The sequence below is a fragment of the Enterobacter sp. S-33 genome, from assembly GCF_028735835.1.
Lineage (GTDB): Bacteria > Pseudomonadota > Gammaproteobacteria > Enterobacterales > Enterobacteriaceae > Enterobacter > Enterobacter vonholyi.
Genome location: NZ_CP117838.1, coordinates 90,671 through 105,265, shown reverse-complemented (window position 1 = coordinate 105,265; position 14,595 = coordinate 90,671). Strand labels below are relative to the sequence as shown.

General features: G+C 56.5%; 13 protein-coding genes. 9 read left to right on the top strand and 4 right to left on the bottom strand.

Annotated elements, in window-relative coordinates; all coding sequences use genetic code 11:
* The first annotated feature begins 18 nt into the window (after window positions 1-18).
* Entirely contained in the window at window positions 19-615 is a 597-nt protein-coding gene (gene slmA / locus PUP35_RS00455) for a nucleoid occlusion factor SlmA (RefSeq protein WP_008502690.1), read from the top strand.
* A gap of 40 nt (window positions 616-655) precedes the next feature.
* On the opposite strand, the gene pyrE is transcribed toward slmA, so the two are convergent.
* Together pyrE and rph are read right to left on the bottom strand one after the other, a co-directional pair.
* The gene (pyrE, locus tag PUP35_RS00450; RefSeq protein WP_111964296.1) at window positions 656-1,297 is read right to left on the bottom strand and encodes an orotate phosphoribosyltransferase; all 642 of its coding nucleotides are present in this window, start codon (window positions 1,295-1,297) and stop codon (window positions 656-658) included.
* Window positions 1,298-1,364: 67 nt separating this feature from the next.
* Window positions 1,365-2,081 (bottom strand): ribonuclease PH, encoded by a 717-nt coding sequence (gene rph, locus PUP35_RS00445; RefSeq protein WP_048975619.1) that lies wholly within the window; start codon window positions 2,079-2,081, stop codon window positions 1,365-1,367.
* 125 nt (window positions 2,082-2,206) lie between these two features.
* Here rph and PUP35_RS00440 point away from each other — a divergent pair, with 125 nt between their 5' ends.
* On the top strand, window positions 2,207-3,070 hold the full coding sequence (locus tag PUP35_RS00440; protein WP_090420358.1) for a YicC/YloC family endoribonuclease: 864 nt from the start codon (window positions 2,207-2,209) through the stop codon (window positions 3,068-3,070).
* A gap of 205 nt (window positions 3,071-3,275) precedes the next feature.
* Window positions 3,276-3,893, top strand: a complete 618-nt coding sequence (locus PUP35_RS00435; protein ID WP_023334014.1) for a trimeric intracellular cation channel family protein — start codon at window positions 3,276-3,278, stop codon at window positions 3,891-3,893.
* Between the two features lie 2 nt (window positions 3,894-3,895).
* Here PUP35_RS00435 and ligB read toward each other — a convergent pair whose 3' ends face one another.
* Window positions 3,896-5,566 (bottom strand): NAD-dependent DNA ligase LigB, encoded by a 1,671-nt coding sequence (gene ligB / locus PUP35_RS00430; protein WP_274241546.1) that lies wholly within the window; start codon window positions 5,564-5,566, stop codon window positions 3,896-3,898.
* Window positions 5,567-5,817: 251 nt separating this feature from the next.
* Between ligB and gmk the strand changes: the two genes are divergently transcribed.
* The 5 genes from gmk to recG are packed head-to-tail and all read left to right on the top strand — an operon-like array spanning window position 5,818 to window position 11,684.
* Window positions 5,818-6,441: a guanylate kinase gene (gene gmk / locus PUP35_RS00425; protein ID WP_010426438.1), complete on the top strand. Its 624-nt coding sequence runs from the start codon at window positions 5,818-5,820 to the stop codon at window positions 6,439-6,441.
* 54 nt (window positions 6,442-6,495) lie between these two features.
* Window positions 6,496-6,771, top strand: a complete 276-nt coding sequence (gene rpoZ / locus PUP35_RS00420) for a DNA-directed RNA polymerase subunit omega (RefSeq protein WP_000135058.1) — start codon at window positions 6,496-6,498, stop codon at window positions 6,769-6,771.
* A gap of 19 nt (window positions 6,772-6,790) precedes the next feature.
* A complete protein-coding gene (gene spoT, locus PUP35_RS00415) occupies window positions 6,791-8,905 on the top strand; it encodes a bifunctional GTP diphosphokinase/guanosine-3',5'-bis pyrophosphate 3'-pyrophosphohydrolase (protein ID WP_133293505.1) in 2,115 nt (704 codons plus the stop codon).
* Window positions 8,906-8,909: 4 nt separating this feature from the next.
* The gene (gene trmH, locus PUP35_RS00410) at window positions 8,910-9,599 is read left to right on the top strand and encodes a tRNA (guanosine(18)-2'-O)-methyltransferase TrmH (protein ID WP_047059694.1); all 690 of its coding nucleotides are present in this window, start codon (window positions 8,910-8,912) and stop codon (window positions 9,597-9,599) included.
* A 3-nt stretch (window positions 9,600-9,602) separates the two neighbouring features.
* The gene (gene recG, locus PUP35_RS00405; protein ID WP_274241538.1) at window positions 9,603-11,684 is read left to right on the top strand and encodes an ATP-dependent DNA helicase RecG; all 2,082 of its coding nucleotides are present in this window, start codon (window positions 9,603-9,605) and stop codon (window positions 11,682-11,684) included.
* 2 nt (window positions 11,685-11,686) lie between these two features.
* Here recG and gltS read toward each other — a convergent pair whose 3' ends face one another.
* Window positions 11,687-12,889 (bottom strand): sodium/glutamate symporter, encoded by a 1,203-nt coding sequence (gene gltS, locus PUP35_RS00400; protein ID WP_274241536.1) that lies wholly within the window; start codon window positions 12,887-12,889, stop codon window positions 11,687-11,689.
* 225 nt (window positions 12,890-13,114) lie between these two features.
* On the opposite strand from gltS, the gene xanP reads away from it, so the two are divergent.
* The gene (xanP, locus tag PUP35_RS00395) at window positions 13,115-14,506 is read left to right on the top strand and encodes a xanthine/proton symporter XanP (protein WP_023309879.1); all 1,392 of its coding nucleotides are present in this window, start codon (window positions 13,115-13,117) and stop codon (window positions 14,504-14,506) included.
* Window positions 14,507-14,595: the final 89 nt, after the last annotated feature.

The window sequence follows — 14,595 nt, the reverse complement described above, 5'->3', positions numbered from 1 at the left end:
TCAGGGGTATTTTGTAACATGGCAGAAAAACAAACCGCGAAAAGGAATCGTCGCGAAGAAATACTTCAATCTCTGGCTCTGATGCTTGAATCCAGCGATGGAAGTCAACGCATCACCACCGCTAAACTGGCCGCCTCTGTGGGCGTGTCTGAGGCGGCGCTGTACCGTCATTTTCCGAGCAAAACCCGGATGTTCGACAGCCTGATCGAATTCATTGAAGACAGCCTGATCACGCGCATCAACCTGATTCTGAAAGATGAAAAAGACACGACCGCGCGTCTGCGTCTGATTGTGCTGTTAATCCTGGGCTTCGGTGAACGCAATCCGGGCTTAACCCGTATCCTCACCGGCCACGCGCTGATGTTTGAACAGGACAGACTGCAGGGCCGCATTAACCAGCTTTTCGAGCGAATTGAAGCGCAGCTGCGCCAGGTACTGCGCGAAAAGAAAATGCGTGAGGGCGAGGGTTACAGCATTGATGAAACGCTGCTGGCGAGCCAGATTCTGGCGTTTTGTGAAGGAATGCTCTCCCGCTTTGTGCGTAGCGAATTCAAATACCGTCCAACGGACGATTTTGATGCCCGCTGGCCGTTAGTGGCTGCTCAGCTGCAGTAATCCGTAAGCCCGGTAAGCGTCGCGCCACCGGGCAATTTAACTACACCCCGAACTCTTCCCGGTACGCACGTACCGCCGCCAGATGGTCCGCCATCTCAGGCTTCTCTTCCAGATACGCAATCAGCTCTTTTAGGGTGATAATCGACGTCACTTTACAGCTGTAATCGCGCTCAACTTCCTGAATAGCGGAAATTTCACCGCGACCACGCTCCTGACGATCCAGAGAAATCAGCACGCCAGCAAGCGTCGCACCGTTGGCCTGGATAATCTCCATCGATTCGCGGATCGCCGTACCCGCGGTGATCACGTCATCGACCAGCATGACGCGGCCCTGCAGTGTGCTGCCGACCAGATTCCCGCCTTCACCGTGGGTTTTAGCCTCTTTGCGGTTAAAGCAGTACGGCACATCGCGGTCATGGTGTTCCGCCAGCGCCACCGCGGTGGTGGTCGCAATCGGAATGCCTTTATAGGCCGGGCCAAACAGCAGATCAAAATCAATCCCGGAATCCACCAGCGCTTCGGCATAGAAACGGCCTAACAGTGCCAGATCGCGCCCGGTATTAAACAGCCCGGCGTTGAAGAAATAGGGACTCTTACGCCCGGATTTCAGCGTAAACTCGCCAAACTTAAGTACCTGCTTGTTAAGCGCAAACTCAATAAACTGGCGCTGATACGATTTCATGGATTTGCTCCTTTGGTTTTTCTGTCTTACAGGCAAAAAAAAGGCGACTCATTGGTCGCCTTTAAAATCAATTTTCTAACGCCGCTTTCTGCGTCGTTACAATGGATTCGATTCCCCCTCGGGCCAACGCCAGCAGGGAGAGAAGCTCGTCGTGGGTGAACGGCTCGCCTTCCGCCGTGCCCTGTACTTCAATGATGCGACCGTCTTCGGTCATCACCACGTTCATGTCGGTCTCGGCGGCAGAATCTTCAACGTATTCCAGATCGCAAAGCGCTTCACCGTTAACGATACCCACGGACACCGCCGCAACCATACCTTTCATTGGGTTGGTTTTCAGCTTACCGGCCGCAACCAGCTTGTTAAGGGCATCCGCCAGCGCCACGCATGCGCCAGTAATGGACGCCGTACGCGTACCACCGTCTGCCTGAATAACGTCGCAGTCCAGCGTAATGGTGAATTCGCCGAGGATTTTCAGATCAACGGCTGCACGCAGCGCACGCGCGATCAGACGCTGAATTTCCATGGTACGACCGCCCTGCTTGCCCTTTGCCGCTTCGCGGGCGTTTCGGGTATGGGTCGCACGCGGCAGCATGCCGTACTCTGCGGTGATCCAGCCCTGGCCCTGACCTTTCAGGAAACGCGGAACGCCTTCTTCAATGGACGCGGTGCAGAGAACCTTCGTGTCACCAAACTCAACCAGCACGGAGCCTTCAGCGTGTTTTGTATAGTTACGGGTCAGGGTGACGGGACGCACCTGATTGGCGCTACGACCTGATGGACGCATGATGGATTCTCCGGCTTGAAACGAATGTGGCTGCGCATTATACGGATAAAGGACGCTTATTCCTATCCTGAGAAGCCCCCGAAAGCTATAATCCCCCCATCTCTCCTTTAAAAACGGGAATGTCTATGATCCGCAGTATGACCGCCTACGCCCGGCGTGAAATCAAGGGTAGCTGGGGTAGCGCCACATGGGAAATGCGCTCGGTAAACCAGCGTTACCTGGAAACGTATTTCCGTATGCCGGAGCAGTTCCGCAGCCTTGAGCCTGTCGTACGTGAACGTATCCGTACGCGTCTGACGCGCGGGAAAGTGGAATGTAACCTGCGCTTTGAGCCTGATGCCAGCGCTCAGGGCGAACTGATCCTCAACGAAAAACTGGCGAAACAGCTCGTGAATGCGGCGAACTGGGTCAAAATGCAGAGCGATGAAGGCGAAATCAACCCGGTTGATATTCTGCGCTGGCCTGGCGTCATGGCCGCCGGTGAACAGGACCTGGATGCCATTGCCGCTGAAATCCTGGCAGCCCTCGACGGCACGCTGGACGACTTTATCGTTGCCCGTGAAACCGAAGGCCAGGCGCTGAAAGCGATGATTGAGCAGCGCCTTGAAGGCGTGAGCACCGAAGTAGCCAAAGTCCGCGCCCATATGCCAGAAGTGCTGCAATGGCAGCGCGAGCGTCTTGTCGCCAAACTGGAAGAAGCGGAAGTTCAGCTGGAAAACACCCGTCTGGAACAAGAGCTGGTGCTGATGGCGCAGCGTATCGATGTCGCTGAAGAGCTGGACCGTCTGGAAGCGCACGTTAAAGAAACCTACAACATTCTGAAGAAGAAAGAAGCTGTGGGCCGCCGTCTGGACTTTATGATGCAGGAGTTCAACCGCGAGTCGAACACCCTGGCGTCTAAGTCAATCAATGCAGAAGTGACGAATTCAGCGATTGAGCTGAAAGTGCTGATTGAGCAGATGCGCGAGCAGATCCAGAATATCGAGTAATGGATTTCGGGTGGTGTCGATGGTGCCACCCATTACTATTTCTAATCCATCCCTGCATCTATTTTTGTTTTTTACCGCCGCTCATCAAGCTTTTTCAACATATCCTGATAAAAATTTATAGGGCAAATCAGGTCGCCTTAGAAAATCTCAATCGTGATCTTGCGCACAAATCGCTAACCTCCCACGCGTTCACACCGGAGGGTATATGCTGCTTCACATCCTTTATCTCATTGGCATCACCGCAGAAGCCATGACCGGCGCACTTGCCGCCGGACGTCGCCGTATGGACACCTTCGGCGTAATCATTATTGCTACAGCGACCGCACTGGGCGGCGGTTCCGTGCGCGATATTCTGCTTGGCCATTACCCGCTCGGCTGGGTTAAACACCCAGAGTACGTGATTATCGTGGCAACGGCCGCCGTGTTAACCACCATCGTGGCGCCCGTTATGCCCCATCTTCGCCGCCTGTTCCTGGTGCTTGATGCGCTGGGGCTGATCGTTTTTTCGATCATCGGTGCGCAAATCGCGCTCGATATGGGGGAAGGCCCGGTAATCGCCACCATTGCTGCCGTGGTCACGGGCGTATTCGGCGGCGTGCTGCGAGATATGTTCTGCAAACGCATCCCCCTGGTCTTTCAAAAAGAGCTGTATGCTGGCATTTCCTTTGCGGCAGCGGTGCTTTATATCGCTCTGCAGCATTATGTTTCTAACCATGACGTGGTGGTCATCTCGACGCTGCTATTTGGCTTTACGGCCCGCATGCTGGCGCTGCGTCTGAAGCTCGGGCTGCCCGTTTTTCATTACAAACACAGCGCACACTAGCTTCAGAACCCATTGATGTGCTGTTCAGCGAGCCATTTCGCCAGCACATCAATTTGAGGCGCGTGCAGCCAGTTAATGATTTGTCGCGCTTTCTCCTCTCCCGTTCCCGGCAGGGTCTGCCAGTCCTTTGCGTTGCGCCCGCTCATCTTCTGCCACGATATGTCTCCCATTGCCTTCAGCGAAGACTGCGACATTGGCACACCCAATGCTATGAGCCAGCGGATAAAAGGCTTCTCGCGCACCAGATTAAATCGGTGCCAGAGCGCCAGCCCGCGCGCAGAGGAAAATCCCGGTACAGCCTGCAGCTGCGCCTGCGTTAATAACAGCCACGAAAAGAGATGTTCAAAATGATGCGCCTGCCAGAGGGTTCGCCAGCCTGACTCGCCTAATCCATCAATATCAAGTACCTGCTTTGAACTAAGCCAGGTCAGCCGGGCAAAGAACTGTTCCATACACTCCGGTGAAGCATAGAAACAGCTAAGAGAATGATAACGTGGGGCCGGAGGCTCTGGTTTATGTCTGTCAGTCCCGCGCCAGAGCACCTTATCAAATCGGGGGATACCTTGCCCGGCCAGGCTGATCTGGATCTGATCCCCCGGGGCAATATCCAGCCCCTGCCAGCGCTCAACCGAGCCCAGACTCACCCGCTGCACCTGTTTATCATCCAGTTGCACGGGTTCCAGCGCTGCTACAACGGAAATTTTGCCCGTTCGTCCCACGGAAAAATGAATATCACTCACCTCGGCGACCTGGGCTGCAGGAGGATATTTCCACGCGACGACCCAGCTGCCTTCTCCCGGTAACCAATCTTCGCCCGCGGGTTCATTCTCCGAACGCACCACAATGCCATCCGTGGCAAAGGGTAATGCGGTTACGTGCCAGGCCGCGCGCTGTTTCTCGACGGCATCAACAGAATCGGCGGGTAACGTATACCGTGCCGATAGCGTAAAACCGGCCTGAGACAGTTCAGCTAGAGATGTATGCATCTCTTTCGGTCCGTCCGGCCAGGCCCAGATGAATACGCCGAGCTTATTCGATAGCGCGTTATCCTTTTGCCGCATCATCGCACCCGCAACTTTTGCGCGAGCATTCATCCCGCCCATCTGCCGCTGAACGTGATTGTCGCTTAACCAGAAAAGCTCGCCCTGTAAGACGCTATTTGCCAACTTGCCGGTGAGCTTTTGCGGAACAGACGGGATTAAACGTACCTTATCGGTCCAGTCTTCCCCTTTCAGGCCATCACCTCGACTGATGGCCTGGGTCAACTTTCCGTCACGATAGACCAGCGTTACCGCCACACCGTCAACTTTGGGCTGCATCCACAGATGTTGCCGAGCGAGCATCCACTGTCTCAGAGCCTCTTTGCTGGCCACTTTATGTACGCCCGTATGGGCGACAGGATGTTTTACGCTCCCCGTCAGATTAGGGAGTTTCTCTTCTGAAGGCTCGCTGCCGAAACAGCGCTGCCACTGCGTTAAGCGCCCGTGAAGCTGGTCGTAAACTTCGTCGTTGACCTCGCTCACCCCCTCCTTCCAGTAAGCGTTATCCCAGCGTTTGATTTGCGCGCTTAACGACGCCATCTCTTTCTCTGCTTTTGCCTGCGACCACACTGGGCAAACCGCCGCGCCATAGCCACACCACAACAACATTACCCCGCTTATCCATCGCCACATCGCTACCCCTCCTTTGCATTGCAGGAGGTATATCCTGATGCCTGAAACAAGGCTAACGGCAACGTTTCACAATGCGAGACGCTATCCGGTATTTCTTTTGGTGGCTGAAAACCCCAGATAAAACCTGAAAACGGCACGCAAAATTCAATAATCCAGGGGAAAAAGTGTGACAAAGGCTACGTCACACGGCGGTGACGTGTATAATAAGCCCGTATGTAGGACTTCTTCGTTAACACATACAAAAGACTCTCATGGCTCAAGGCACGCTTTATATTGTTTCTGCCCCTAGCGGCGCGGGTAAATCCAGCCTTATTCAGGCACTGTTAAAAACCCAACCGTTGTACGACACACAGGTTTCTGTTTCTCATACCACGCGAGCGCCGCGTCCGGGTGAAGTGCACGGTGAACACTATTTCTTTGTGGATCACGACGAATTCAGAGCGATGATCGGCAGAGACGCGTTTCTTGAACACGCTGAAGTCTTCGGTAATTACTACGGTACCTCGCGTGAAACCATTGAGCAGGTTCTGGCCACGGGCGTGAATGTGTTCCTGGATATCGACTGGCAGGGTGCGCAGCAAATTCGCAAGAAAATGCCTGACTCCCGCAGTATCTTTATTTTACCGCCATCGAAAGATGAGCTGGATCGCCGCCTGCGTGGGCGCGGCCAGGACAGCGAAGAAGTGATCGCAAAGCGTATGGAACAGGCTGTTGCAGAAATGAGCCATTACGCGGAATATGATTACCTAATTGTGAATGATGATTTTGATGCCGCGCTGAGCGATCTCAAAACCATTCTTCGTGCAGAACGTCTGCGTATGAGCCGCCAGAAGCAGCGACATGACGCATTAATCACCAAACTGTTGGCAGACTGAACCCACTTTCAGTATCATGCCCAGTCATTTCTTCACCTGTGGAGCATTTTAAGTATGGCACGCGTAACTGTTCAGGACGCTGTAGAGAAAATTGGTAACCGTTTTGACCTGGTGCTGGTCGCCGCGCGTCGCGCTCGTCAGATGCAGGTAGGCGGTAAAGATCCGCTGGTACCGGAAGAAAACGATAAAACCACCGTTATTGCACTTCGCGAAATCGAAGAAGGTCTGATCAACAACCAGATCCTCGACGTGCGTGAGCGCCAGGAGCAGCAAGAGCAGGAAGCCGCAGAACTGCAGGCCGTAACCGCTATTGCTGAAGGTCGTCGTTAATTAAACCTGCGGGTCGCCCTTGTATCTGTTTGAAAGCCTGAATCAACTGATTCAAATCTACCTGCCTGAAGACCAGATTAAGCGTCTTCAGCAGGCGTATCTCGTTGCACGTGACGCTCACGAGGGCCAGACACGTTCAAGCGGTGAACCCTATATCACGCACCCGGTAGCGGTGGCCTGTATTCTGGCCGAGATGAAACTCGACTACGAAACGCTCATGGCCGCTCTGCTGCACGACGTGATCGAAGATACCCCTGCCACTTATCAGGACATGGAACAGCTGTTTGGCAAAAGCGTTGCCGAACTGGTGGAAGGGGTCTCTAAGCTTGATAAGCTGAATTTCCGCGACAAGAAAGAGGCGCAAGCCGAAAACTTCCGCAAGATGATTATGGCGATGGTGCAGGATATTCGCGTCATTCTCATCAAACTCGCTGACCGCACCCACAACATGCGCACGCTGGGCTCACTTCGTCCGGATAAACGTCGCCGCATTGCCCGTGAAACCCTCGAAATTTACAGCCCGCTGGCGCACCGTTTAGGTATTCACCACATTAAAACCGAGCTGGAAGAGCTGGGTTTTGAAGCGTTGTACCCGAACCGTTATCGCGTCATTAAAGAGGTGGTGAAAGCCGCACGCGGTAACCGTAAAGAGATGATTCAAAAAATCCTCTCTGAAATCGAAGGGCGCTTGCAGGAAGCGGGAATTCCGTGCCGCGTTAGCGGTCGCGAGAAACACCTGTACTCCATCTACTGCAAAATGGTGCTCAAAGAGCAACGTTTTCACTCGATCATGGATATCTACGCCTTCCGCGTGATCGTCCATGACTCGGACACCTGTTATCGCGTGCTGGGGCAGATGCACAGCCTCTACAAGCCGCGTCCGGGGCGCATGAAAGATTATATCGCCATTCCAAAAGCGAACGGCTATCAATCTTTGCACACCTCGATGATCGGGCCGCACGGCGTGCCTGTTGAGGTGCAAATTCGCACCGAAGACATGGACCAGATGGCAGAGATGGGTGTAGCCGCACACTGGGCCTATAAAGAGCACGGCGGCGAAAGCAGTACGACCGCACAAATCCGCGCCCAGCGCTGGATGCAGAGCCTGCTGGAACTTCAGCAGAGTGCGGGCAGCTCGTTTGAATTTATCGAGAGCGTTAAATCCGATCTCTTCCCGGATGAGATTTACGTTTTCACCCCAGAAGGTCGCATTGTCGAACTGCCTGCGGGCGCAACGCCGGTCGATTTCGCTTACGCCGTGCATACCGATATCGGGCATGCCTGCGTCGGCGCGCGCGTCGACAGACAGCCTTATCCGCTGTCTCAGCCGCTCTCCAGCGGCCAGACGGTAGAAATTATTACCGCGCCGGGCGCACGTCCGAACGCGGCCTGGTTGAACTTTGTCGTAAGCTCCAAAGCACGCGCCAAAATTCGCCAGCTGCTGAAAAACCTCAAGCGTGATGATTCCGTCAGTCTGGGACGTCGGCTGCTCAACCACGCGTTGGGCGGTAGCCGTAAGCTGGCTGAGATCCCACCGGAGCATATCCAGCGCGAACTCGACCGAATGAAGCTCACGTCTCTGGACGATCTGCTGGCGGAAATTGGTCTGGGCAACGCTATGAGCGTCGTAGTAGCGAAAAACTTGCAGCAGGGCGAAGCGACACCTTCTGCTCCAGGCGCATCTGGCCATGCTCATTTGCCGATTAAAGGCGCGGACGGGGTACTGATCACCTTCGCAAAATGTTGCCGCCCAATTCCTGGCGACCCGATTATTGCGCACGTCAGCCCGGGGAAAGGGCTGGTTATCCACCATGAATCCTGTCGTAACATTCGCGGCTACCAGAAAGAAGCCGAGAAGTTTATGGCGGTCGAGTGGGATAAAGAGACCGCGCAGGAATTTATCACCGAAATTAAGGTGGATATGTTCAACCACCAGGGTGCCCTGGCGAACCTGACGGCAGCGATCAACACGGCCTCTTCCAACATTCAGAGTCTGAATACGGAAGAAAAAGATGGCCGCGTTTATAGCGCCTTTATTCGTCTGACCGCCCGCGACCGCGTACATCTGGCGAATATTATGCGCAAGATCCGCGTCATGCCGGACGTGATTAAAGTCACCCGAAACCGAAACTAGGTTTATGAATTCACAACGTTATGCACGTATCTGCGAAATGCTCGCCAGGCGTCAGCCTGACCTGACGGTCTGCATGGAGCAGGTGCATAAACCTCATAACGTCTCTGCCATCGTCCGTACCGCAGATGCTGTCGGTGTGCATGAAGTGCACGCCGTCTGGCCGGACGGCCGTATGCGAAATACGGTCTCAGCGGCGGCAGGCAGCAACAGCTGGGTGTCCGTCAAAAATCATCACACCATTGGCGAAGCCGTATCGCACCTGAAAGGGCGCGGGATGCAGATCCTTGCCACTAACCTGTCCGCTAAAGCCGTAGATTTCCGCGAGATCGACTACACCCGCCCGACCTGCATTTTAATGGGTCAGGAGAAAACCGGGATCTCCCAGGAAGCGCTGGATCTGGCGGATCGGGACATCATCATTCCGATGATCGGCATGGTCCAGTCTCTCAACGTCTCCGTGGCGTCCGCGCTCATTCTTTATGAAGCGCAGCGCCAGCGTCAGAACGCGGGGATGTACGAGCGCAGCAACAGCATGCTGCCGGAAGATGAACAGCAGCGCCTGCTGTTTGAAGGTGGTTATCCGGTGCTGGCTCGCGTTGCGAAGCAGAAAAAATTGCCTTACCCCCACGTCAACGCGCAGGGCGAAATTGAAGCCGATGCCGAGTGGTGGGCCACCATGCAGTACGCCGGGTAAGCGATGAAAGGCCGCCTGCTGGATGCCATCCCGCTTAACAGCCTGACGGGCGTGGGCGCGGCGCAAAGCAATAAGCTGGCGAAAATTGGCCTGCACACCGTGCAGGATCTCCTGCTTCACCTCCCCCTGCGTTACGAAGACCGCACCCAGCTCTATAAGATTGGCGATCTCCTTCCCGCCATTTACGCCACCGTTGAAGGCGAAGTACTGAACTGCAATATCACCTTCGGCGGACGCCGGATGATGACCTGCCAGATCAGCGACGGCACCGGCATTCTTACCATGCGTTTTTTCAACTTCAGCGCGGCGATGAAAAACAGCCTGGCGACGGGCCGCAGGGTGCTGGCCTATGGTGAAGCCAAACGCGGGAAATACGGTGCAGAGATGATCCACCCGGAGTACCGCGTGCAGGGCGATCTCAGCACGCCGGAGCTGCAGGAGACGCTCACCCCGGTTTACCCGACGACCGAAGGCATCAAGCAGGCGACGCTGCGTAAGCTCACCGATCAGGCGCTGGAGCTACTGGATACCTGCGCCATTACCGAGCTGCTGCCGCCCGAGCTGGCGCAGGGCATGATGAGCCTGCCCGAGGCGCTGCGAACCCTGCACCGTCCACCGCCAACGCTGCAGCTCAGCGATTTAGAAAGCGGCAAACACCCCGCCCAACAGCGTCTTATCCTTGAGGAATTACTGGCGCATAACCTGAGCATGCTGGCGCTTCGTGCGGGCGCGCAGCGTTTCCACGCTCAGCCTTTAAGCCAGAATGATGCGCTCAAAGATAAGCTGCTGGCCTCTCTGCCGTTTAAACCCACCGGCGCGCAGGCGCGCGTCACCGCTGAGATTGAACGCGATATGGCGCTCGACGTGCCGATGATGCGCCTGGTGCAGGGCGATGTAGGGTCCGGTAAAACGCTGGTTGCCGCGCTGGCAGCCCTGCGCGCGATTGCCCACGGTAAACAGGTCGCGCTTATGGCGCCGACCGAGCTGCTGGCTGAACAGCACGCCAACAATTTCCGCGCCTGGTTCGCGCCGCTGGGGATTGAAGTGGGCTGGCTTGCCGGGAAGCAAAAAGGCAAAGCGCGACTTGCGCAGCAGGAAGCCATCGCCAGCGGGCAGGTGCAGATGATTGTCGGCACGCACGCTATCTTCCAGGAGCAGGTGCAGTTCAACGGCCTTGCGCTGGTGATTATCGATGAACAACACCGCTTTGGCGTCCATCAGCGTCTGGCGCTGTGGGAAAAAGGCCTTCAACAGGGCTTCCACCCGCATCAGCTGATCATGACCGCCACGCCGATCCCGCGCACCCTGGCAATGACCGCCTACGCCGATCTGGATACCTCCACTATCGACGAACTGCCGCCGGGGCGGACGCCGGTGACGACGGTCGCGATTCCTGACACGCGTCGCAGCGATATTATTGACCGCGTGCGCAACGCCTGCACCCACGAAGGACGTCAGGCCTACTGGGTCTGTACGCTGATCGAGGAGTCTGAACTGCTGGAAGCGCAGGCTGCCGAAGCCACGTGGGAAGAACTCAAGCTGGCGCTGCCGGAGCTGAACGTGGGTCTGGTTCACGGACGCATGAAGCCCGCTGAAAAACAGGCGGTGATGCAGTCGTTTAAGCAGGGCGAGCTGCATTTGCTGGTCGCCACGACGGTCATTGAAGTGGGCGTGGACGTCCCGAACTCCAGCCTGATGATTATCGAAAACCCGGAGCGCCTGGGTCTTGCCCAGCTCCACCAGCTGCGCGGGCGCGTTGGCCGCGGCGCGGTAGCCTCCCACTGCGTCCTGCTCTACAAAGCCCCGCTCTCGAAAACCGCCCAGATGCGGTTGCAGGTGCTGCGCGACAGCAACGACGGTTTTGTGATTGCGCAAAAAGACCTGGAGATCCGCGGCCCGGGTGAACTGCTGGGCACGCGCCAGACGGGGAACGCCGAATTCAAAGTGGCGGATTTGCTGCGCGATCAGGCTATGATCCCGGAAGTTCAGCGCCTTGCGCGCCACATTCATGAACGCTACCCCGAACAGGCGGCAGCGTTAATTGAGCGCTGGATGCCGGAAACCGAGCGGTATTCCAACGCCTGATTTCAGGCAAACATCGGCAGCATCAGGTATAGCTTGATCACCAGCGCGTTGACGATATCAATAAAGAACGCCCCGACCATCGGGACCACCAGAAACGCCATGTGCGATGGCCCGAACCGTTCTGTGATCGCCTGCATGTTAGCGATGGCCGTTGGGGTTGCCCCCAGACCAAACCCGCAGTGACCCGCCGCCAGCACCGCCGCATCGTAGTTTTTGCCCATCATGCGCCAGGTGACGAACATAGCGTACAGCGCCATAAACAGGGTTTGCACTGCCAGAATCGCCACCATCGGCAGCGCCAGCGAGGCCAGCTCCCACAGCTTGAGGCTCATCAGCGCCATCGCCAGGAACAGCGACAGGCAGACGTTACCGAGCACCGACACCGCCCTTTCAAACACGCGGTAGAAGCCCATCAGCGCCAGACCGTTGCTCAGGATCACCCCGATAAACAGCACGCAAACAAACGTCGGCAGCTCAAACGCGGAGCCCGCCAGCCATTGCGCAACCACTTTGCCCACGGTCAGGCAGATGGCGATCGTCGCGATGGTTTCAATCAGCACCAGCGAGGTGATACTGCGCCCAACGTCCGGCTTTTCAAAGGCGGTAGGCACCAGCTCATCGTCCGGCCTGCCGTCCGGCGTGGTGGAGCGCTTCACAAGATAACGCGCCACCGGGCCGCCAATCAGGCCACCCAGCACCAGGCCAAAGGTGGCACAGGCCATCGCCACTTCCGTCGCGTTTTCAAAGCCGTAGCGTTCGATGAATAGCTTGCTCCACGCGGCCCCGGTTCCGTGACCGCCCGAAAGGGTAATCGACCCCGCCAGCAGCCCCATCAGCGGATCCAGCCCCAGCAGCGTCGCCATGCCGATGCCAATGGCGTTTTGCATCAGCAGCAGCCCCACCACCACAATCAGGAATACGCCGAGCACCTTACCGCCCGAGCGCAGGCTCGCCAGGTTGGCGTTCAGGCCGATAGTGGCAAAGAAGGCCAGCATCAGCGGGTCTTTCAGGGACATATCAAAATCGATTTCCCAGCCCAGGCTTTTTTTCAGCACCAGCAGGGCCAGCGCTACCAGCAGGCCGCCGGCGACGGGTTCAGGAATGGTGTACTTTTTCAGAAGGGAAACGCTATGTACCAGCTTACGACCAAGCAGTAAGACCAGCGTTGCGGCAACAAGGGTCGACAACGTATCGAGATGAATCATAGAAGGCTCCTTTTTTGCGCGTGTTCCATACACACGCGGCGTTATCCTGGGCCGGTTTGCGCTCTTCATGAGCCCCCGGCGCAAAAAGTGTAATTTTTTTTCCCGATGCGTTGTAGAAAACCTGCTCACAGCGGCAGAATTTCTTGCCTTTTTTTGCTGGCAATCGTTTGCTTTTACCAGGTGGTCAGATAAAATGCCCGCTTTTCCACCGTGGGATTGCCGCCGATGTCCGTTAACACCATAGAGTCGCCTGATGCGCAACCGATTGCGCAGAAGCAAAATAGCGAACTGATTTACCGCCTTGAAGACCGCCCGCCGCTGCCGCAAACGCTTTTCGCTGCCTGCCAGCATCTTCTGGCTATGTTTGTTGCGGTGATCACTCCGGCGCTGCTGATTTGCCAGGCGCTCGGCTTACCGGCGCAGGACACGCAGCACATTATCAGCATGTCTCTTTTCGCCTCCGGCGTGGCCTCGATTATTCAAATTAAAGCGTGGGGTCCGGTGGGGTCGGGTTTGTTGTCGATTCAGGGCACCAGCTTTAACTTCGTGGCACCGCTGATCATGGGCGGTACGGCGCTGAAAACCGGCGGTGCGGATGTTCCGACCATGATGGCGGCGCTGTTCGGCACGCTGATGCTGGCCAGCTGTACGGAGATGGTGATCTCCCGCGTTCTGCATCTGGCTCGCCGCGTCATCACCCCGCTGGTTTCCGGCGTCGTCGTTATGATTATCGGCCTGTCGCTGATTCAGGTGGGCCTTACCTCCATCGGTGGCGGCTATGCCGCGATGAGCGACCATACCTTCGGCGCGCCGAAAAACCTGCTGCTGGCAGGCGTCGTGCTGGCGATCATTATTCTGCTTAACCGTCAGCGTAACCCTTACCTGCGCGTCGCCTCGCTGGTGATCGCCATGGCGGCGGGTTACCTGCTGGCCTGGGCGCTGGGCATGCTGCCGGAGAACACCGCGCCGACCAACAGCGCGCTGATCGTCGTCCCCACGCCTTTGTACTACGGTCTGGGCATTGACTGGGGTCTGCTCCTGCCGCTGATGCTGGTCTTTATGATCACCTCTCTGGAAACCATCGGCGACATCACCGCTACCTCAGACGTCTCCGAGCAGCCGGTGTCCGGCCCGCTGTACATGAAGCGACTGAAAGGCGGCGTGCTGGCGAACGGTCTGAACTCGTTTGTCTCTGCGGTATTCAACACCTTCCCGAACTCTTGCTTCGGTCAAAACAACGGCGTCATCCAGCTGACCGGCGTGGCCAGCCGCTACGTCGGTTTTGTGGTGGCGCTAATGCTGATCGTTCTCGGCCTGTTCCCGGCGGTAAGCGGCTTTGTGCAGCACATCCCAGAGCCGGTGCTGGGCGGCGCAACGCTGGTGATGTTCGGGACTATCGCAGCCTCCGGCGTGCGTATCGTCTCCCGCGAGCCGCTGAACCGCCGCGCGATCATGATTATCGCGCTGTCGCTGGCCGTTGGTTTGGGCGTTTCCCAGCAGCCGCTGATCCTGCAGTTCGCCCCTGACTGGGTGAAAAACCTGCTCTCTTCCGGCATTGCTGCGGGCGGTATCACCGCTATCGTGCTAAACCTCGTTTTCCCGCCTGAGAAAAATTGATTTCTCTCACGGCAGGCAGTCAATGCCTGCCGTGACATCGAATTACACCATTCCCGCCTTGAGGATTGCGCATAAATCGTGCATAACTC

Coding starts and splice junctions, on each gene's coding strand:
- slmA (WP_008502690.1), top strand. CDS start 19: ATGGCAGAAAAACAAACCGCGAAAAGGAATCGTCGCGAAGAAATACTT.
- pyrE (WP_111964296.1), bottom strand. CDS start 1,297: ATGAAATCGTATCAGCGCCAGTTTATTGAGTTTGCGCTTAACAAGCAG.
- rph (WP_048975619.1), bottom strand. CDS start 2,081: ATGCGTCCATCAGGTCGTAGCGCCAATCAGGTGCGTCCCGTCACCCTG.
- PUP35_RS00440 (WP_090420358.1), top strand. CDS start 2,207: ATGATCCGCAGTATGACCGCCTACGCCCGGCGTGAAATCAAGGGTAGC.
- PUP35_RS00435 (WP_023334014.1), top strand. CDS start 3,276: ATGCTGCTTCACATCCTTTATCTCATTGGCATCACCGCAGAAGCCATG.
- ligB (WP_274241546.1), bottom strand. CDS start 5,566: ATGTGGCGATGGATAAGCGGGGTAATGTTGTTGTGGTGTGGCTATGGC.
- gmk (WP_010426438.1), top strand. CDS start 5,818: ATGGCTCAAGGCACGCTTTATATTGTTTCTGCCCCTAGCGGCGCGGGT.
- rpoZ (WP_000135058.1), top strand. CDS start 6,496: ATGGCACGCGTAACTGTTCAGGACGCTGTAGAGAAAATTGGTAACCGT.
- trmH (WP_047059694.1), top strand. CDS start 8,910: ATGAATTCACAACGTTATGCACGTATCTGCGAAATGCTCGCCAGGCGT.
- recG (WP_274241538.1), top strand. CDS start 9,603: ATGAAAGGCCGCCTGCTGGATGCCATCCCGCTTAACAGCCTGACGGGC.
- gltS (WP_274241536.1), bottom strand. CDS start 12,889: ATGATTCATCTCGATACGTTGTCGACCCTTGTTGCCGCAACGCTGGTC.
- xanP (WP_023309879.1), top strand. CDS start 13,115: ATGTCCGTTAACACCATAGAGTCGCCTGATGCGCAACCGATTGCGCAG.